Genomic DNA, 21711 nt, shown 5'->3' on the forward strand with positions numbered 1-21711 from the left:
GGTGTTCTTGTTTTATTTAGTTAGTTTTTCTTCAAGCATCTTTATAAAATAGCCGCCAACTACGGAACGCGCCTGGAAACCTCTCTGAATCGGATTGTCCGTAAATACCCAGTCGGACATCGGAACGCGGGTAGTCGTTTCATCCATAAAAAGATATACCGGTTCAATAAACTTCTCGAAAGTAGCTTTGTCCTGTGCCATGGTAGCTGTCCACATGATCCAGTCAGTCTTGGTATAAGTTTCACGGTTATCCAGCGGAAGGCCGTATTTATTTTGCTTCGTAAGATAATAAGCAATTTCTGTCTCAGCAACTTTTTCCGGGAAAATCTGCAGTTTCAGCAATTTGTCCCATACCAGATTATACTTCTGGCTCCAGGTTCCCGGCTTGTCGAATGTCAGACGGTAGTGGTCGCCGTCATCCGCCATCTTCACCCATTCGGCAGCCATTTCTTTCGCCTTCTTCGTGTACTTTTCAGCAATGTCTTTTTTGCCCAGCATATCTGCCATGTAGCCGTAAGAAGCAATACCCATGATAGCCTTGATAGAAAGATTGGCATTGTGCGCAAAGTGTCCGGCAAAGTCATCCGTACAAAGTTGGTTCTCCGGATCAAGACCGTACTCTACCAGATAATCCGTCCAGGTTGTCAGAGTTTCCCAATGCTTTTGTGCGTAGTCGGCATTTCCTTCTACAGCAGCAATCGCCGCAGCAAGGACTACCATATTGCCGGATTCTTCGATTGGCATATCGCCTCCGTAAGTCTGGCCGTTAGCCAGCGGATATGTACCTACGTCGTGAGCAGCAAACGGTTTGGTCCATTTTCCGCTTTCACTATAATAGAAGATATGGTTCATGGTAGCTTTGACCAGTTCCGGATTGTAAAGCAGAAGCAACGGAGCTCCCGGATAAGTCAGATCGACTGTTCCGATGGAACCATTACTGAAATTCTCTTTGGAAAGGAATACCAGGTCACCATTCGGAGCTTGTACCAGTTTATGGGCAGCTAATGCCTGACGATAAGCCAGAGCGCAAAGTTCGGCATACTTGCGTCCGCCGGCCGCTTCAGCCTCCGCCATCAGTTTCTTATCGAAAGCTGCACAATTCTGCATTTGAGTCTTATATTCCTGTTCTGCTTTCTGGAATTGTGATACGATTGTTTCACTGCCTGTACGATTCCAGTAAGGACGGAGGTTTTCACCAAAGTACTGGATAGAGTAAATATCATCGTAACCGATCAGCAGGTGTCCGTTCGCTTTCTTTGTTTCACCCAGTGAGCGTACTAAAGCTAGTTTGTCATAACCATTGGTGGTAGGAGCTTCCAGTTTGTTCTCTGTAAAGCTTTGGCGAAGTTTCTTTCCGTCACCGATAGCATAAGTGCTGTTCTCTTTTTCAGCAGCCAGGTAGAAGTGTCCCCAGTCAATACGTACATCGTCACCTTTCTTTTTCAGGATGTCCTGATTACGGCTTCCGGTGCGCAGGAACAACAGATCACCGTCAGTAAAGCTGTCGGCTACGGATTCCTGATGAGGCAGATCGAGTGCCCATTGAGGAGCAGCTTCAAAATAGAGTTCAACTTGGTGCGCCTGTCCGTCGTTAGAAATGACTTCATAAGAAATATAGTTGACAGGGCGTGCCATCAAGTCCAGATTGTCCATAAACAGGGGCGCGGTAAATGTCAAATTCAAGTCTACCGGACCACAAGTGAAGTTATAATAAGTCTGCATAGGTTGAACATCGGCAGAAGTCTGCTGTGCAGTCTGATTGAAGTAACGGTTATTATCCAATTCTACCAGCAAACCAAAATCCAGCAAGCCATTCGCTCCACGATTGTGACAATAAGCGGCAATCAGGTTTTCTCCCTTTTTCAGGGACGCTACCACTTCTTCCGATAACTTCACCTGTACGTGCTTCTTACAAGCGTTTCCAGTGTCTACAACCTTTATTCCGTTGATATAGATAATCACATCATCATCATGAGAATATTCCAGATATACATTCTTACCTGTCAGGTCTTCCTGAATATCAGCAACACGGCGTACCCAGATAAATTCTTCACCCCACTGGGTCTTGGCTACATGTTCGTTCTCCATGGTTCCGAAGGCACCTTCACCTTCTTTCCAGGCAGCATCATTGAAGCCGACATTTTGCCATCCGTCGGCAGGTTGCTGAATTGTATATTTTCCTGTCCAGTTACCTTGTTCCGAAGTTTTCACCAGAGGTCTCAACTCCAGTTCCTCCGTTCCCATAAAGCGGTAAGTCTGTCCGTCGACTTTAGCTACACCGATTAAAGGGAAATCTTTACCGCTCCAATGTTTGACCGAACCGTCGTATAAGTTGTCCGTGAAAGACCATGCACTGGTATACGGGTCTATGCTCACCAGCGGATAAGCCGGAGCACGCAACTCGCTCTTCACATGCTGTTCCAGCTGGGTCTCACAGCTACAAAATACAGAGGCTGCTCCCAGCAACAGCGTCATCAGTTGTTGTTTCATAATTTAATTACCTGTTTTATTTAATCTATTTACCATTCTATTGACACATTCACACCGGCAGGATCGTTCTCGAAACTCAACAGAAGAGTTTTTGATGATTCATCCCATTCCGGTTGTTCCTCTTTTCCATTCACACGTATTTTCTCTGGTTTACGAGGCAAGAGGACTCTTGATACATTAGTTGTATTTATCGGGCTTTTGGCTACAAAAGAGTAACTTTGTTTGCTGACTTTCTCATCATAGATACGAGAAGCTCCGCAGAGCACTTTGGCTTTTATTTTACCGGATACTTTATTCAGATCATAAAGATACCCCTGTTCACCCGGTTGGATTTGTTTGGAAGTCAGTACCGGCAGGTCTTTGTCAAACAGGTCGATATATAATCCGGATAACGTCAGTGGCTCTTTGGAAACGCTTTCGTCCATGACAGCAGCAATGGTATATGGACCACGTTCTACAATGAAGCTGTTCTTGGTTTCTATCTCTTTGCCAATCTTTTTCTGATAAGCGGATGCGATCGTTTCAAAATATTTCTGATCGTTTCCGGCTTTCAAAACAAAATGTTTGGGGTCTTCACGCATCACAATCACCGTTCCTTTACCATAGCGGTAAGTTCCTTCACCCGGATTACGAGATAGATTCATCTTCTCGAACAGGTGTTCCGAAGGCGCTTTATATTCATTTCCATCTGTATTCCACCATTCCAGTACCGTTTGATAAGGGTCGATATCTTCTCCACAATAGATAAGTATTCCGCCCTTCTTCACCCAATCAGCCAAATAGTTGTGATATTCCGGTTTCATCGGTTTCATGTTTGAATAAGACATGACAAGTATGTGGAGTCCTTTGAAAGTTTCTTTGAAAGGGGTATTTTCCATGTGTACCAGTTCTACTGGAATACCACGTTTCAACAGAGGCAAAGTTTGTCCGTAGAAACTGGAAAATTGCGGATCATCGTAACCGTTATGATTCGGAAAACGTTGAAACATCAGTGAGTTTGCCATCAATACACCGATGCCCTGTGTACCTGTAATCTTTTTATCGGAAGTACGGATATCATTCAGTGTATTAACCATTGTCTGCATCTGGGTGGAGTAAGAACGGGGAATGCGTTCTTTCTGATCCGTTCCCGCTATCCGGTACAGTCCCTGATAGATACGGTCCGGCCAGGGCATTACTTCGTAGGTATCTACCATAGGATACATCAACTGTGCTGCAAAAGTGGCCTGATAGTTGATTTTATAGTCCAGCCAGTCTTTCGCACGGTCTTCGATCGGGTCTGTCAGGAAATACATTTTCCGGTTCAGCGGTGCAGTCATCGACTTCATACACCCGTATTCCAGAAACGCGTTCTCGAATACACGTTCCTTCTGCACACCGTTATAGAAATTCGGTTCGCGGGCAGTCCCTGTCCATACCTGAGCAATGTAGCCGTCTACACAATCCAATGAAGCCAGGCTGGCTTCCGGACTTACAATCTGCCAGGAAGTATAATTAATCAAAGAATGCGTCGGCACATAACATTTGATGTCCAGTCCTTTCGATTTTCCGTATTCTTTGGCATAAGTGAATATCTTATCCAGCGCATTATAGTACAGATGATATTTCAGTTTGTTGGAAAGGTATGTGTTTTCGGGAGATTCGTGCTGAGCTCGCCAGGGGAAATTATAATATTTCTGCCATTCGGATTTAAAAGCTTCGCTATATCCGCCACGCATCCAGAACTCCGGTTCTTCCAGATATATGGATGTTATCCCGGCGTCAATCACCCGTTTGATCTGTGTTTCCTGCATATAGCGGATAAAACTTTCGGTAGGTACGATATAAGGGATCAGATGACCATGAGCTATTTCATTTCCATTACGGTCGCGCTGTCCTTCTTTCAGATGCCCGTCTACTCCATCCCATTTCCCCAGAAAGTAGTCCTTGTAGTCTCCCCAGGCAACTCCGGTCATAAATTCCGTCAGATAACCTTTGTCTCTCCATGACTGAATGCGTTGTTCAAAAGTTACTCCGGGCTTATCCAGTGTACCATATACCATCGTGGCATCAGCACGTACGTCTGTTTCGGGTTTCCAGGGTTCAGCAGTCTGAAACGTGGTCTTTGCTTCTTTGCTTTTTCCTTTTTGCGCATAAGTAGCATGATTGCAGGCAAGAAGCAAGCCGAGAGCAATCAGCAAATGTTTATTGTTCATGATATTCAGGTGTATTTTCATTTCTATATCTGGTCGTTACCCCGTTTCTCTTCGGATTATTTTTCTGCCGGAAACAGAAGCATCAATGCCGGTATACCGGAAGCCGAGTAGCTGTCTATCTCAGCACCGGCCGGTAATACTTTCTCATATTCTCCACCACATACATTACGTGTCTTATCCCTGTTTGCCCAACCGGACTCAATATTACGTTTCAGGAACGGGATATATTGTGTTTGTCCGCAGTCGTATACCAGCATAGCTATGTATTCTGCAAAAATAGCCGTATAGATACCTTGTTCGATTCCTCTTTCAAAGGGCAACAGATTATGCTTCGCAGACATTTCATTGACTGTATAGTCTGCTGCAAGGATTGCATTATCCAGGTAGCGTTTTTCTTTAGTCGCCTTGTAGAGCAATACGGAAGCACCGATAAAGGTAGCTTGATTATATACATGTGCTTTCCATGCAGGATTACCGTTTCCATGACGACTATCAGCTATCCGGCCCGTCTTCTTGTCCAACAGGTTTTCTACTCCCCATTCATAAATCTCTTTACCTTTAGCCAAATACTGTTCTCTTGTCTGATACTTGGGTGATTCTTCGGTTGATTCTTTTCTCTTCTTAGGAACATTATTGTACAGTGTAAGCGCTGCTACCACGGTAGGGAAATTGATACAAGCCATCTTTCCGTCACCCGGTCTGTTCGGCTTGGGATTATGGATCGGCTGCCATTGCCAGAACATCCCTCCGTTCTCTTTGTCATATGATCCTGTATCGCCTACTTTCTTAGAACCGTACCATACACGGCTGAAGCTCTCTTCAGACAGTTTCAGGTATTCATCCACACCAAAGAGTTCGTATGCACGTGCCAAAGAGATCGTCCACCACATGATATCATCATAGATAAACCATCCGGTATTTTCATTATTATTATCGAAATCAAAGTGACAATATTGGGCTTTATTTCCAGCGAATATCTTTTCGCAGAGCTCTTTGTAATAGGCTCTTTTCTTTTTATCTTTCTGAGCCTTCGCCAGTTTATAGGCGTTCATTGACATATCCCAGTAAATAGGCTGACACCAGATAGCAGCTGCGCCATGACCACGGTCTACCGCCTGTTCATAGGCCGAAGTCGTTTTATAGATATATTTATCCGGGTCGAGCAGCGTATTATTAAATCCTTCGTATGCCGCCCACACATCTTCATTGGTGTAAGACCCTGTCTTCTGGTTCGTTTTTTCTGAGCTATCAGCCGCCCATACACTAGTAGTTGATATCGCCAGCAGTAAAGCTACCGCCAAAAGAATTTTGCTTTTCATGATAGTTGATAAGTTTTAATATTTTTCCTGTTACAAAGATTGCAGAAATAGACGAAAAAGAACGATAATCTCTATTCAATAAAGAACAAATACAGACCAAAACGCCCTTTTAAAGTATCAGATAACAGCGTATATATATAAATTCCCCTTACCCGGTGTACCGGATAAGGGGAATTTATATACAATATCTCCGTATATTTTAGATTATCATTCTGATCAGAATTTTGGAGCGACAGCCTCCAAAGAAGGTTCAGCGCCTTTCACAAACGGCCAGCCACCTTTCCACTGCACACGATCCATCATCAATACACGGCCCTCCGGATTAGCAACACTGACCGCATGATAGAACATCCAATCGTTTCCTTTCTTATCTGTCACCAGTTCAGAATTATGCCCCGGACCGACAAATGCCTTATTCTTCTGAATCAATATCTCATGATGATTATCTGACATTGAACGCCCTTTCTTGTCAACATAAGGGCCGAACAGATTCTTCGAACGCCCCACAACTGTAGTATATGTGCTCTTCAAACCTTCACAGCAGCGGCCGATGGAAGCAAACAAATAATAATAACCATCCCGTTTATGAATATACGTACCTTCATAAGCAGTACCGGCTATTTGCTCTATTGGAGCACCTTTCTTCAAAGAGAGACCATCATCTGTCAGTTCCGTACCATATATTCCGTGGAAGCTCCCCCAAAAAAGGTATTTCTTTCCATTATCTTCAATATAAAAAGGATCAATGCAATTCTGTATATTGATTTCATTGCTCCGGAATAACTTACCCAAATCAGTAAATGGTCCTTCCGGCTTATCAGCAGTAGCAATACCAATACCACATGTCCACTCACCTCCCCAAGTGGACATAGAATAATACATTACGTATTTATCACCGATTTTATTAATATCCGGTGCCCATATTCTCCCTTTAGGTTCGAAGTTTGGACGGGTAGCATCTGTAAAAGCAGTACCTACATAATACCAGTTTACCAAGTCTCTTGATCGATGAATAGGTACATTTTTAATACTTTCAGTTGCGTATAGATAGTAATATTCATCGTCTCCTTTTATAATAGTAGGATCGGGCAAACTAAAGTTTATTACAGGATTAGCATATGTTTTAGCGCGAACAGGGGTTGCCAAAGGGCTAGCTCCTACTCCTTCAAAAGTCATACGGACAGGCTCTATTTTTCCGTCTTTATTAAAATACATACGGTCTATACAAGTTGCACGGCTGTTCGCTGCAGTTTCGCCCAACGGACGACGGTGATAAATGATATACCATTCATCTGATCCGGGACCTTTAACTACCGAATGATGACCAGCACCGGTTGCTATATTAGTATCTTGCTGCAGAATTTTTCCGACTCTTTCAAACGGACCGAACGGTGAATCCGCAATGGCATAGGCTACACTATAATCCGGACCTCCCCAGCCACCTTCCGACCACATAAAATAATATTTTCCATTATGTTTCAGCATAAACGGCCCTTCCACATAATTTTGGGGAGTCACTTCCTTATAGATAGTACCATCCTCAAAAGGTACAATACTCAATAAATCCGGTGCCATCTTCACCATATTACAATGTCCCCAACCACCATAATACATATAATATTGTCCATCATCATCCTTAAATACAAACTGATCAATCGGCTGAGCACCATTTACAATCTTATCAATCAACGGTTTTCCCAACGCATCTTTAAAAGGTCCTGCAGGATTGTCTGCTACAGCAACTCCAATTCCGCCTAACTCATTATTATTTTGGATATCATTGGCTCCGAAGAAGAAATAATATTTATCATTAGCATGGATTACTGCCGGGGCCCACAATGCACGTCTGAGCCAGCTGATATTTTCTTTGGAAAGTACTTTCGGATGCTTGGTCCAGTTTACCAAATCTTTTGATGAGAAAGCATCCATGAATATCTGATCATCATAAGCGGCAGAATAGGTAGGATAAATCCAGTATTCGTCTCCAAACACAATCCCTTCCGGATCGGCATACCAACCAGGGAAAATAGGATTACCACTCGTTTTCGGAAGCTTACTTTTGTTTTGGGCAGATATAGATACAGAACAGCAAATTACACAGAAAAGAAAAAGATGTCTAAGTTTCATATATTATTTATTTAAAAGTTCACTTCGCAAAGATGAGAAAAAACAAAGAAAAGTTTCAGAAATTACAGTTCATTTAACAACAAAAACTGACCATTCTACTTCCATTTGCATGATTTATCAATATTTTATGCTTACTTTGCATTGTCATTATCAAATGAGAAGTACCATGAGAAGCAGATTGTTTTTATTATCCATTATCTTATTAATCGGTGTCTCTTGCCAGCATAAGAAGGCTACAACAGAGAAAGAAACTGTAGCCGCAGGAAATACCTATACGAACCCGTTACTTGAACGTGGAGCAGAGCCATGGGCTATTTTTCATGAAGGCAAATATTATTATACACAGGGCTCAGAAAACAGAGTCATACTTTGGGAAACCGATGATATAACAGACCTCTCACATGCTACTCAAAAAGATGTATGGATACCCACCGACCCCAGCAACTCCTATCATCTGTGGGCACCCGAAATTCATCGTATAAACAACAAATGGTATATTTACTTTGCCGCAGACGACGGCAATATGGATAATCACCAGATTTATGTTGTCGAGAATGAAGCCGCCAACCCCATGGAAGGAACATTTGTGATGAAAGGACGCATACAGACAGATAAAGACAACAACTGGGCAATCCATGCCAGCACCTTTGAACATGATGGCCAACGCTATATGATATGGTGCGGCTGGCAAAAACGAAGGATAGACAGTGAAACCCAATGTATCTACATCGCTACTATGAAGAATCCATGGACACTGTCTTCTGACAGGATTCTCATCTCCAAACCTGAATATGAATGGGAATGCCAATGGGTAAATCCGGATGGCAGCAAAACAGCCTATCCGATACATGTAAACGAAGCACCCCAATATTTTGAATCAAAGAATAAAGACAAAGCATGCATCTTCTATTCAGCCAGTGGTAGCTGGACTCCTTATTATTGTGTCGGATTACTGACTGCAGACGCAAAAGCCAACTTACTCGATCCGGCTTCCTGGAAGAAGTCTCCGGTTCCGGTACTACAACAAGACCCTGAAAACAATGTATACGGTCCCGGCGGAATATCTTTCACTCCGTCTCCGGATGGGAAAGAATGGTATATGCTATATCATGCCCGCCAGATACCGAATGACGCTCCTGGCGCATCCGATTCCCGTTCTCCCCGTTTACAGAAGATAGACTGGGACAAAGACGGAATGCCCGTGCTGGGAACCCCTCAAAAAGAAGAGGAACCAATGGCAAGGCCATCCGGTTCCCCTATTCATAAAAAACAGAACTAATTACAGATTGTACTCTGAGGGCCGAGATAAGAACGCTTCATTCCTCCCAAGTCAATGACAATCTTTTGAATAACGACGCCCGGATCACCACAGCGTATCTGCAAAGTGTGCTTACCGGGCTTCTTTACATACAAAGTAGACTTATTCACTCTGCAATTCTTCAATACGCTATCATACCAGATTTGAGAATATTCGATAGCTGAAGTAGAAGGAGTAGAAATGGAACCATCATCTATACGGACACTATACTTTGTATCCGAGTTAGTATGTTCCGGCAATTTGTAGTCCCGCTCAGCATGCAAGGGAAATGTCGGCAAAACATACGTATATACATCATAAATCCCGGCATTAAATGTATAGAAATCATATTCCACCCTGGGGACATCACCTGCACGATACATTTGCAAGGGAGCTGTCGGATTCCCCAACTGCAAAGAGCGACCCTCAAAACCAAGTCCCGGAAGGATACTCATCCGAATATCATTACTCTCAAACTTCCGGTGGAAGTCCGCTGCCGGAATAGAAATGTAACCATTCTCCTCTACATACAATCCTTGTACTTCTGTACGTGCAGGAGACTCCGGATTGAATACTGAAACCAGTACACTCTCCTTCTGACTGCCGGAAGTTACATCAATTTGTCCTTTCACCTTTTCTCCTGCCGGCACCTTATCCCAGTCAACAGAAATATAGATACGGTTTTCCGCAGACGTCTTACCACTTTTCTGAGAGATCAGTATCCAGTCTTCCGAAGGCGTGATACTCCAGCTTAGCTCTCCGGTCCCCTGATTATATATATCTATCCAATGACTTTTACGTGAATAAGTGCTGTAGGCGGGCAATGTATGAAAACTCATTCCTCCTTTATCCAAATTTTCGCTTTCTGCCTGAAGCCCCAGCTTAGGAAAGCCAACAGGTGTGTATTCCTCTTCCATCAATGGGATCATGAAATAGGAACTCGTACCATCATAGTTCTGTTTTAAAGACATCATGTGCTTCCATTTTCCATCCAGCAGAGAGTTGTATCCATCGGTTATGATTTCGAGACTATCATGATAGCACTTCACCTGAGCCTTAAGCCGATTGGCGGCAGCACGTTGCTGACGGACATACTGACGGTAAAACTGTCCTTTGATGGTCATATGATTCATCAGTTCGGCCCCTTTCACCGGATAGTATAATAATTGATAGAAAGCCGGTTTACTCTTTTCGTCCAATGAAGCTAACAAGTCCTCCGTTTTTTTCCCAATACGGCTATACTCAGTCAAGCGTCTTTCCGCTTCATTATAGTTAGCAAAAGAGAACTCCGTATCCGTACGTTTCTCTCCGCCTCCCCAATAGTTATTCCAATATCCCCAGCCCATGTACTCCGGCTTTCTGGAAAAAGCCAAATTTATATGAGAACAAGTTATATCTTCCAATGTATCGTAGTACTCCTCACCAAACATCTTTGCCAGCCAACGTGCCGGATAAGTGGCGACATTATCCGCATTGAAGCTGTCTATATCATAAGCCATATCAAGGAAAAGGGAGATTTGTGTTTCAGCCCCTTTCAAGTCTCCGCAATTCGCCAGCCAGACACGATCGGCAGTGGTATCATACGCCTTACGAAGTTCTTCATACATCAATGCCGGAGGGGTAGTACTATACCACAAATAGCTATGAGGAACACCCAAATAAGATATATGATAGTAAACGCCTGCACGTCCGGAGCGCTTTTGCTCCTGCGGACCACTCAGACGTTTCATATAACCGAAATTATCATCCGCCCAGATAATTGTAACATCATCCGGCAATTCCAGTCCGTTCGAATAGATTTCCAGCACTTCCTTATAAGGCGTAAATGCCTGTGGAATTGTTTCAACAGGTTTGTCAATATGCCGGGCAATGATCTCTCTCTGAGCATTCAGTGCACTTTCCAGCATCTTAACCTTTTCCCGCATCGGCACATCTCCGCCACCCATAGCTGCATCATGCAAGCCTCTTAAAGCCAGCGTATATACATTTTCATACGCACAGTTTTCCTTCACACGATTACTCAATACCTCGTTGATCTTATCTTTGTTCTTGTTATAATCCCATGGTCCCATCGTCTTGCTGTCCCATTCGCTGGCAGTGTTCAGCAATAACGGTTCGCAGTGACTGGACCCCATAACAATGGCAAAGGTATCAGCTACCAGTTTATTTTCCGGTATCTTATAAAATGCGGTAGAAACGGGGTGCATGGCCGGTGCCAGATGATTAGCTTTCAGTCGCAGCAACAGCTCGCATATTTTGGCATAGGTACGAGGGCCGATATTTCCTCTTTCTTTCTCGAATGTCTTGGCAGCCCAAGGTTTCAATCCCCAGTCTTCGTCATTTAAGAAAATCCCCCTGTACTTCACCGAAGGAGTCTTGGACAGAGTGGCGGGAGCATCGACATAAAGCGTCTTATGTTTCTTCACCGGAACATCAGCCCACCAGTACCAAGGAGACACTCCCATCATTTCCGAAAGAGAGAAAAGTCCGTACGCAGCTCCCCGCCTGTCGCTTCCCGCTACTACCAGCGCTTTGCTGACTCCGGGGAATGGACGGGAAACCGTCTGAATCAGGAATCGTTCCCATGCCCCTTCCAAAGAAGAGATATCTAGCTTGCCCTTCTCAGCTAACTGGCGGATCAGCCGATTTTTCTCAACTGTACCCACAATAATAATCTCTTTGTCGCCTTTCAGTTTGTCCGTCAACCGTAATTGTTGTCCGGTCACTGATTCGACATCCGAAACAAAAAGCTCCGCAGTCTTATGTACCACCAGATAGTCATCAGTATCATAAACTACTACAGCTTTCGCTTTCGAAGTAACCAAGGGAAAAGCATACTTACTCTGAATAGCATTCTCTTTAATGACTACCTGCGACTGTAGGGCAGAAGTAACCGACAATACTATTAATAAAAAAAGGATTCTCATTGATAAAGTTTATTATAGTTGTTTTTCAGTTTATTTACTACTATCCGCGGAAACATACGATTGTTCTCCCTCCAAAAGTCATAATTATCTCCGGTAATATAAGCTACTTATTATTCAATTAAGGATAAAAAATAACCATTATCGCATGAAAAGCTGTCATTCACTATAAAATGACGAGCATTTATCATTTATTGAACAGCAAATTTCCTTCATTCTTCTCTGATTGGCTTTTCTTTGCAATATTCCTTTTAAGGAGATTTACTTCTTCTATTTAACATATATAAAGATAATTACCATGAAAAAGAATTTTCTAGCAGTGCTATTCGCATTGGCTCTTTGTAGCCCGACATTCGCTCAATGGAAGCCCGCCGGTGATAAGATAAAGACTCCGTGGGGTGAGCAGTTGAATCCTAAAAACGTATTACCAGAGTACCCACGCCCCATTATGGAACGTCAGGATTGGAAAAATCTGAATGGTAGCTGGAATTATGCAATTACTAAAAAAGGAGAACCGGCACCAAGCAATTACCAAGGAGAGATATTAGTTCCGTTTGCAGTGGAATCTTCCCTGTCAGGAGTAGGCAAAACTGTTAACGAACATCAGGAATTATGGTATCAGCGTACTTTTGATGTACCGTCAGCCTGGAAAGGCAAACAAATACTACTGCATTTCGGAGCTGTGGACTGGAAAGCCGACGTCTGGGTAAATGACGTAAAAGTAGGACAACATACAGGAGGCTTCACTCCATTCTACTTTGATATTACTTCCGCATTGAATAAAGGCAATAACCAGCTGGTTGTGAAAGTGTGGGACCCCTCTGACCGTGGCGAACAGCCGAGAGGAAAGCAAGTAGAAAGACCGGGAGGAATCTGGTATACACCAGTCACAGGTATCTGGCAGACTGTATGGCTGGAACCGGTAGCTGCCCAGCATATCGCCCAACTGAAAACAACTCCGGATATCGACAAGAAGACCGTCAAAGTGGAAGTAGCTACCAACGTATGTTCTCCGGACAAAGTGGAAGTGAAAGTATTCGACGGCAAAAACCTCGTAGCCAAAGGAGCAGCGCTCAATGGCGTACCGGTAGAATTAACAATGCCGGAAGACGTTAAATTATGGACACCCGAGTCTCCTTCACTTTATGATATGGAAGTCACTCTTTATAAAGACGGTAAGGCTATAGACCAAGTGAAGAGTTACACCGCTCTCCGCAAATTCTCAACTCATAAAGACAAGAATGGCATTACACGCCTGCAACTCAACAACAAAGATTATTTCCAGTTTGGTCCGCTCGACCAAGGTTGGTGGCCGGACGGCTTATACACAGCGCCAACAGACGAAGCATTGGTATATGACTTGAAGAAGATCAAAGACTTCGGCTACAACATGGTGCGCAAACACGTAAAAGTAGAACCGGCACGTTGGTATACTTATTGCGACCAACTCGGACTGATCGTATGGCAAGATATGCCGAACGGTGGCCGCGGTCCTGCCGAATGGCAGATGCACAAGTACTATGACGGCGCAGACGCCATCCGCTCCGCAGCATCAGAAGCTAACTATCGCAAAGAATGGAAAGAAATTATCGACTACCTGTATTCTTATCCGAGCATCGGCGTATGGGTACCTTTCAACGAAGCATGGGGACAATTCAAGACTCCTGAAATCACTAAATGGACGAAAGAATACGACCCCAGCCGTCTGGTAAACCCTGCCAGTGGAGGTAACCACTACACGTGCGGAGATATTCTCGACCTTCATAACTATCCCGGACCGAACCTCTATCTCTACGATCCGATACGCGCTACCGTACTGGGCGAATATGGCGGTATAGGTATGGCACTGAAAGGACATCTGTGGCTGGCAGACAAGAACTGGGGCTACGTGAAGTTCAACACGCCAGAAGAAGTGACTAATGAATACATAAAATATGCAGACCATTTATTGGAATTGATCGAGAAAGGCTTCTCGGCTGCCGTATACACACAAATCACAGATGTGGAAGAAGAAGTGAACGGTCTGGTTACTTACGACCGGAAAGTGATCAAAGTAGACGAGCCTAAAATCAAAGCCATCAACCAGAAAATTTGTAACTCGCTAAATAAATAAAAGTTTCATATTAATGAATAAACTATTCTCTACAATCATGTCAGTTTGCCTCGCATGCAATGTGCAGGCAACTGACCTGTTTAAAACGAGTCAGGATATCGCTTTGCGTGCACCGTCCGTACCTCTGATCACTTCCGATACTTATCTTGCTATCTGGTCTCCCTACAACGAACTGAACGAAGGGAACACCGAACACTGGACAGCCGCCACCCATCCTTTACTGGGCGCGCTCCGGGTGGACGGGAAAGTATATCGTTTCATGGGCAAGGACAAGCTAAACCTCGAAACAATCCTTCCGATGACAAACACCGAACGTTGGGAAGCAAAGTTCACCATGAGCCAACCGGCGGCCAACTGGATACAGCCCCAGTTCGATGATTCCGGATGGACCAAGGGCAAAGCCGCTTTCGGCACCAAAGACATGAAACGCATCGGCACAGAGTGGAACACCGAAGACATCTGGGTACGCCGTAGTTTCAACCTCAATCAAGACCTGACAAACGACATTATCTACTTACGTTATTCACACGACGATGTATTCGAGCTCTATCTGAACGGAGAAAAACTGGTGGCAACCGATTATTCCTGGAATGACGATGTTACCATCGAACTATCCGCATCAGCTAAAGCCAGGCTCCGTAAAGGAACAAACATTATTGCAGCACACTGTCACAACACAACCGGCGGAGCATACGTTGATTTCGGCCTGTTCCGTGAGAACAAACAGCTCAGCAACTTCAAGGAAGCTGCTATCCAGAAGTCTGTCGATGTATTACCGACACAGACCTACTATACATTCACCTGCGGTCCGGTAGAACTGGATCTCGTATTCACAGCACCTCTGCTGATGGAAGATCTTGATCTTATCTCGACCCCTATCAACTACATCTCCTATCGGGTACGTACACTCGACAAGAAACAACATGATGTGCAAGTGTATATCGAAACAACCCCGCAACTTGCCGTACACGAACCGTCACAACCAACCATCTCAGAAAAGATCAGCAAAAACGGAGTGGATTACCTCAAGGCAGGTACCATCGACCAGCCTTACGTAAAACGTAAAGGAGACGGTGTACGCATCGACTGGGGATATGCTTATCTGGGAAGCAACAGCGCACCCAACAAGGACTTAAGCATAGGTAACTACTATGACATGAAGCAAGCCTTCATCACCAATGGCAAACTATTACCCAACTCCCAGGATTTCATTACCCGCAGCGAAAGCGACATGCCCGCTATGGCTTATACCGAAAACTTAGGCAAGGTAGACAATCAAGGGAAAAGCGGATATGTGATGTTAGGCTACGACGATATCTACTCGATCGAATATTTCTACGAACGCCGCATGGCATACTGGAAACACAACGGTCAAGTCAGCATCTTTGATGCTTTCGAACGTGCGCAGGCTTCTTATCCCTCATTGATGGAACGTTGCCGTGCCTTCGACCAACAACTGATGGCTGATGCAGAAAAAGCCGGAGGCAGGAAATATGCCGAACTACTCGCATTGACTTACCGCCACTCCATTACCGCCCATAAACTCCTTACCGACAAGGAAGGCAACCTGCTTTTCTTATCCAAAGAGAACCATAGTAACGGCTGTATCAACACAGTAGACCTAACTTATCCATCCGCTCCACTATACCTTATTTACAATACGGAACTGATGAAGGGAATGCTCAACTCTATCTTCTATTACAGCGAAAGCGGACGCTGGAACAAGCCTTACCCCGCTCATGACTTAGGAACTTATCCGATAGCCAACGGACAGCTTTATGGCGAAGATATGCCTATCGAAGAAGCCGGAAACATGATTCTGGTAACTACAGCCATCTCTATGATGGAAGGCAATGCCAACTATGCTTCCAAATACTGGGAAACATTATCAACCTGGGCAAACTACCTGATTGAGAACGGTCTGGACCCTGAAAACCAGCTTTGTACAGACGACTTTGCCGGACATCTGGCACACAACGCCAATCTTTCCGCCAAAGCGATCATGGCAATCGCCGGATACGGAGAAATGGCACGTATGCTGGGCAAAGAAACAACTGCGAACAAATATATCGAAACCGCCAAAAGACTGGCGATAGAATGGGAGAAGATGGCATTTGACGGCGATCACTACAAACTGGCATTTGACAAACCGGGAACGTGGAGTCAGAAATACAATCTGATATGGGACAAAGTGTTTAACATGAACATTTTCCCGCAGAAAGTATTCGATACGGAAATTCCTTTCTATCTGACCAAGCAAAATAAATATGGTTTGCTATTGGACTCCCGCGCACAATATACCAAATCCGACTGGGTACTATGGAGCGCCTGTATGTCTCCGGACGATGCTACGTTCCAGAAGTTCATCGACCCGATCTATACTTATGCGAACGAAACAACTTCCCGTGTGCCTATCAGCGACTGGCATGATACGAATACAGGAAAGATGATGAATTTCAAGGCACGTTCCGTAGTGGGTGGCTACTACATGAAGCTACTGATGGAGAAAGTCAAAGAACAGAAATAAAACGAATACTCTTTTCCTCGTTGAATATAGACAAACAGCCCTTTTGCCTAGCGTAAAAGATGCTGTTTGTCTTTTTTCATATCATTTAATGATACGATCAGTTTTCCGGAGTTATATCATCAATCAGATATTGTCCGTCAACGTTAACCACTCTGACCGGGATACTCACGGCACGTTCATACTGGCTGCCTTTAGCCGAAGTATAGTTAACCTCATACCAATTATCATTCAGATGTTTCACCGACAATGTTTTCATGTCATTTTCACCTAAATCTTGCGCACGAATGATCGGATCGGCATCTGTCGCCTCTATCAGCCTATCAACTTTCTCTATCAGCTCTTTGGTCAGAAACTTTTGCTTAATTGAATCCCCAAGTGCGAGAGCTTCTTTACCGGTGGACATGAAACTGGCAGCATAAGCCTCATAAAAGTCTTCAATCATGCCGATGGCTTCTTGTTCAATTCTACTACTGTCCGACACATTCGCCTGTACGTCAGCTGGTTCTGCCGATGTATCCATATTCTTCCGGCTCTGATTGGAACAGGAAAGAAGAAGCATTACGGACTGCAATAATAACAAATGTACAATTCTCAATTTCATAACATTAATGGTTCTTGTTTTAAACTAATAATCAGATTTCCAAACTAATCAGCCTCCCCCTTCAGAATCTCTTCAGTTTTATCCTGACCGGTATAAAAATCTATATTTGCAAAATAACACAAATATTTCCAGAAATAAAGCGTCAGGAACATTCGCACATCACGATCTGTTTTAAAATCACTGCAAAAATGATCCGTGTTCCTGGCAATTTCCTCAAATATCATAACCGAAGAAACTCCTCCTGTCGCATTTTCCGCTTTGACATACGCTTTCAAGGCCGGATGAATGGCCGGTTCCAATTCTCTTTGCCAATATGTGAAGCCATCCAACCGTTTCTTAAACGGCAAAATTATAGACTCAACCTGAGCTTTCATATACGCATATTGTAGTGAATCGGCAACAAGGCTAAGAGAGCCACCATACTACTGCTGATTCTTGGATGCTTGTTGATAAGCATCAGACTGACGATATTCTGACGGAGAAACACCATCCGGAACAAACAGCGTGCAAGAATCATTCAGAATAGCTCCATCAACAAAATAGGAATGAAGTAAACCACCCGCAATCCCTATGTTTTCATTTACCACCTAGCATCTCATGAATTACATCCTCTCTTTTATTGCTAAGTTCATCTATCAACTTTTTCGTGTGTTGTCTTATTGCTGGACTGAAGATTTGGAGATACTCCTTTTCGATTTCATCCAAAGAATAATTCTTGTTATCCCTCAAAAAGAGTACGAATACATAATTCATCAGGTCTGCTTCAGTTGGTTTCTCCTTCAAGCGTTTTTCGAAAAGAGAGGCAGCTTGTTTGTAAGTATCCATAGCCAGGCTCTTTTTAGCATTCTCTTCCAGCATCATTCCCTTACCTAAAATATAGTAAGGATCATCCGGAGAGAATTTCTCCATTTGCAACTTGGTTTGCAGTGCTTTCTCCTTCTGTCCCAACGCCATTAAGTATTTAATCTTATTTGCATATGCCAGTTTGTATGAAGGCTCCAAAGCTATCGCCTCATCTGAAAGATGAATAGCCTTATTTAAAGAATCGGAATCATTAAAGAAACCCGCAGTTTTCACAGATTGGTTATTCTTCTCAACTGCTTTGGGAGAAATCTGAGCTATCGCAAAACTCGTGTTCGTGCATAAAAGCAAAATAATAAGTGTTCTCATAATTCTATTTATTATCATTGATTAGATTTTGTTTAATGTGATACCCAAAGAACGACAAAAAACAATAGAAACACGAACATTTTCTATTCAAAAAATGATAAAATCTATTCAACAATAAAAATAAGGCAGCCTTTCTCATTCAGTACAAACGAATTTTGATAAAAAGAATTATCAACATGAAACAGCAATCCGATTAGTATTTATAGAGTAATGAACAGTTTCTTTCTTAGATTGAACGTTTTTTTTCCTTCTTTATTCATCGAAACCGCTATCTTTGTAGTAGTTCACATGATACTAAAATAGCACAGAGAAAGTGCTGAACATAAAAATCATACAATAAAATAGACAACTAAAAATAGACAGCACTAATATGAAAAACAAACCGTTATTATTTTTACTCTCAGTATGCGGACTTTTAGCAATATCTGCACGTGGAGAAAATCCACCCGCTAAAGTGATATTCGAACAGTACATGAATCAAGCTCAAACTTTTGCCGATAACTATCCGCGTGAAAAAGCATATCTGCATTTTGATAATACAAGCTATTATGTGGGCGACACGATATGGTTCAAAGCATATGTCACTCTTGCCGAAAAACAAGTTTTCAGTTCAATCAGCCGTCCTTTGTATGTGGAACTGGTAGATCAGGCAGGGCACGTTACTGATAAACAGATCATTAAACTATCACAAGGAGAAGGCAACGGGCAGTTTGTACTCCCCCAGTCAATGCTATCCGGTTATTACGAAGTACGTGCTTACACCCGCTGGATGCTTGCATTCAGTGATCCGCAGTACTTTTCACGTACTTTCCCTGTCTATCAGCTTTCTCATAGCGACCAGTTGGAGCGTAGTATCAGCACCTATGAGTTGAGTCCGTCTATGGAGAAAAGGCCGGAAGAAACAAGAGAGAAGCTGAGTCTGCGTTTCTTTCCGGAAGGAGGACAGTTAGTCGAAGGGGTAACTTCGCAGGTTGCTTTCAAAGCAGAAAGCAAAAATGAAGGAAACCTTCAATTATCAGGAACACTTTATACCAAAGAGGGGCAAGAAATCACCTCTTTTGAAACTTTACACGATGGAATGGGAGCTTTTGAATATACGCCTTCTGCTCTGCCGGCAATTGCTAAAGTAAACTTTCAAGGAAAGAAGTACGAATTTAACCTCCCTAAAGCATTGCCAAACGGGTATGTTCTGAAAGTAGACAACAATGCAGGGGCTATTTCTGTGACGGTATCATGTAATGTAGCGACCCCGCAGGATACATTAGCTGTTTTTATAAGCCATCAGGGACGTCCCCATGCCTATCAGCTCATCCACTGTCAGGCAAATGAGCCTCAGCAATTTACTGTATTGTCGCGCAAATTACCGGCAGGAGTCTTACAAATCAGTCTGCTCAATCGTGCCGGAAATACTTTATGCGACCGCTTTGTCTTTGCTTCTCCACGGGCTCCTTTGCAAATCTCGCCCAAAGGTTTAAAAGAGATTTACGCTCCTTATGCTCCCATCCGCTGCGAACTGCAGTTGAACAACGCCATAGGAGAACCGATGCCCGGCAAATTATCAGTCAGTATCCGTGATGCCGTCCGCTCTGATTATATGGAATATGATAACAATATCTTCACCGACCTCCTGCTTACATCGGACTTGAAAGGCTACATTCATCAACCCGGCTACTACTTCACAGAGAGTTCTCTCCGGAAACAGAAGGAACTGGATATACTGTTAATGGTACACGGATGGCGTAAATATGATATGACACAACAGATCGGTATCAGCCCATTCACCCCACTCCAGTTGCCAGAAAGCCAACTGGTACTTTATGGACAAGTCAAATCTACGATTCTCAAAAATAAGCTGAAGGATATAGCTCTCAGCGTAATGGTGAAGAGAGATGCAGAGATTATTACCGGTCAGACCGTTACGGATGAGAACGGACATTTCAGCATTCCGCTGGAAGATTTCGAGGGATCAATGGAAGCTGTCATCCAGACTCGCAAAGTGGGAAAAGAACGAAATAAGGACGCTTCTATTCTCATCGACCGGCATTTCTCGCCTGCTACGCGTGCATACGGTTACAAAGAGTTGCACCCGGAGTGGGGCAACATTGCCCACTGGCAACAGGAAGCTGAAAAATTCGACTCTTTATATATGGATTCCATCCGCCGGGTGGACGGACTTTATCTTTTGGACGAAGTTGAAATCAAAAGTAAGCGGCGCCGTCAAAGTACGAATATGGCGACTAAAATTAATGAGCAAAGTATTGATGCCTACTATGATATACGCCAGGCTGTCGATCAGCTTCGCGATAATGGCAAAGTTGTCACCACTATCCCGGAAGTAATGGAAAAATTAAATCCACTCTTTTACTGGGACCGTAAAGATAACAGTTGTACCTATCGTCAGAAACCGATCTGTTATATTATGGATAACAAAATTCTATCGTCGACAGAAGTAAACATGATGCTGACTGAAATAGATGGTTTGGCTTCTATTATCATCAGTAAAGGCACAGGAGGAGTAGATGATGAAATTATCCAGAATACCAAAATGTCTAATTCCAATGATGTAGATGTATCAGAACTGGACAAATATAGCATTTTCTACCTCATTCCATTGCCCAGACATGATGTTCTGAATAAACACGAGACTGCAGCTCTTGGTACCCGGCAGACTGTTATGCAGGGATATACACCGGCATTAGAATATTATTCGCCAGCTTATCCGGACAAAGAATTATACATGGATAAAGCAGATAAAAGACGAACTCTTTACTGGAATCCGTCTGTACAGACGGATGAAAATGGAAAAGCAGTGATCGAATGTTACAATAATCAGTATTCCACACCGTTGATTATTCAAGCTGAGACACTGAGTAATGACGGGAAACTAGGGAGCGTGACGTATTCTACAGTTGCAGAAACGAAATAGTACGCTTCAGGATATTTGACAA

Annotated in this window: 13 protein-coding genes and 1 pseudogene; 4 read left to right on the forward strand and 10 right to left on the reverse strand. The window is 43.4% G+C overall.

The window, feature by feature from the left end:
- Positions 1 to 12: 12 nt before the first annotated feature.
- The 5 genes and pseudogenes from DW640_RS10380 to DW640_RS23970 all read right to left on the reverse strand — a co-directional run.
- Positions 13 to 2490, reverse strand: coding sequence for a glutaminase domain-containing protein (locus DW640_RS10380; RefSeq protein WP_054959273.1), 2478 nt, complete (start codon positions 2488 to 2490; stop codon positions 13 to 15).
- Between the two features lie 29 nt (positions 2491 to 2519).
- Positions 2520 to 4685, reverse strand: coding sequence for a hypothetical protein (locus tag DW640_RS10385; RefSeq protein ID WP_117578042.1), 2166 nt, complete (start codon positions 4683 to 4685; stop codon positions 2520 to 2522).
- Positions 4686 to 4741: 56 nt separating this feature from the next.
- Positions 4742 to 6004: a glycoside hydrolase family 76 protein gene (locus DW640_RS10390; RefSeq protein WP_117578018.1), complete on the reverse strand. Its 1263-nt coding sequence runs from the start codon at positions 6002 to 6004 to the stop codon at positions 4742 to 4744.
- Positions 6005 to 6220: 216 nt separating this feature from the next.
- On the reverse strand, positions 6221 to 7150 hold the full coding sequence (locus DW640_RS23965) for a family 43 glycosylhydrolase (protein ID WP_230327380.1): 930 nt from the start codon (positions 7148 to 7150) through the stop codon (positions 6221 to 6223).
- Positions 7148 to 8131, reverse strand: a pseudogene (locus DW640_RS23970) (glycoside hydrolase family 43 protein); the annotation flags it as partial. The pseudogene DW640_RS23970 and the gene DW640_RS23965, both read right to left, overlap by 3 nt.
- Before the next feature lie 166 nt (positions 8132 to 8297).
- Here DW640_RS23970 and DW640_RS10400 point away from each other — a divergent pair.
- A complete protein-coding gene (locus DW640_RS10400; protein WP_187323735.1) occupies positions 8298 to 9410 on the forward strand; it encodes a family 43 glycosylhydrolase in 1113 nt (370 codons plus the stop codon).
- Here the strand turns inward: DW640_RS10400 and DW640_RS10405 are convergent.
- Positions 9407 to 12355, reverse strand: coding sequence for a glycosyl hydrolase 115 family protein (locus DW640_RS10405; RefSeq protein WP_117578024.1), 2949 nt, complete (start codon positions 12353 to 12355; stop codon positions 9407 to 9409). The genes DW640_RS10400 and DW640_RS10405 overlap by 4 nt on opposite strands.
- A gap of 295 nt (positions 12356 to 12650) precedes the next feature.
- Here DW640_RS10405 and DW640_RS10410 point away from each other — a divergent pair, with 295 nt between their 5' ends.
- Together DW640_RS10410 and DW640_RS10415 are read left to right on the forward strand one after the other, a co-directional pair.
- Positions 12651 to 14465: a glycoside hydrolase family 2 protein gene (locus tag DW640_RS10410; RefSeq protein ID WP_117578044.1), complete on the forward strand. Its 1815-nt coding sequence runs from the start codon at positions 12651 to 12653 to the stop codon at positions 14463 to 14465.
- A 13-nt stretch (positions 14466 to 14478) separates the two neighbouring features.
- The gene (locus tag DW640_RS10415) at positions 14479 to 16992 is read left to right on the forward strand and encodes a glutaminase domain-containing protein (protein ID WP_117578026.1); all 2514 of its coding nucleotides are present in this window, start codon (positions 14479 to 14481) and stop codon (positions 16990 to 16992) included.
- Positions 16993 to 17089: 97 nt separating this feature from the next.
- On the opposite strand, the gene DW640_RS10420 is transcribed toward DW640_RS10415, so the two are convergent.
- The 4 genes from DW640_RS10420 to DW640_RS10430 are packed head-to-tail and all read right to left on the reverse strand — an operon-like array spanning position 17090 to position 18763.
- Positions 17090 to 17593, reverse strand: coding sequence for a DUF3828 domain-containing protein (locus tag DW640_RS10420; RefSeq protein WP_008762475.1), 504 nt, complete (start codon positions 17591 to 17593; stop codon positions 17090 to 17092).
- A 44-nt stretch (positions 17594 to 17637) separates the two neighbouring features.
- Complete coding sequence (locus tag DW640_RS10425; protein ID WP_048699119.1) at positions 17638 to 17967, reverse strand: hypothetical protein; 330 nt, start codon at positions 17965 to 17967, stop codon at positions 17638 to 17640.
- Between the two features lie 48 nt (positions 17968 to 18015).
- Positions 18016 to 18180 carry a hypothetical protein gene (locus DW640_RS23555; RefSeq protein WP_155520517.1) on the reverse strand — a complete coding sequence of 55 codons (165 nt, stop codon included), beginning with the start codon at positions 18178 to 18180 and terminating at the stop codon, positions 18016 to 18018.
- Positions 18170 to 18763, reverse strand: a complete 594-nt coding sequence (locus DW640_RS10430; protein ID WP_048699134.1) for a hypothetical protein — start codon at positions 18761 to 18763, stop codon at positions 18170 to 18172. The genes DW640_RS23555 and DW640_RS10430 overlap by 11 nt, the downstream gene beginning before the upstream one ends.
- A gap of 370 nt (positions 18764 to 19133) precedes the next feature.
- Between DW640_RS10430 and DW640_RS10435 the strand changes: the two genes are divergently transcribed.
- Positions 19134 to 21689, forward strand: coding sequence for a hypothetical protein (locus tag DW640_RS10435; RefSeq protein ID WP_117578028.1), 2556 nt, complete (start codon positions 19134 to 19136; stop codon positions 21687 to 21689).
- Positions 21690 to 21711 lie beyond the last annotated feature (22 nt).

This window comes from Bacteroides sp. AM23-12 (assembly GCF_003434395.1).
Classification (GTDB): Bacteria; Bacteroidota; Bacteroidia; order Bacteroidales; family Bacteroidaceae; genus Bacteroides; species Bacteroides thetaiotaomicron.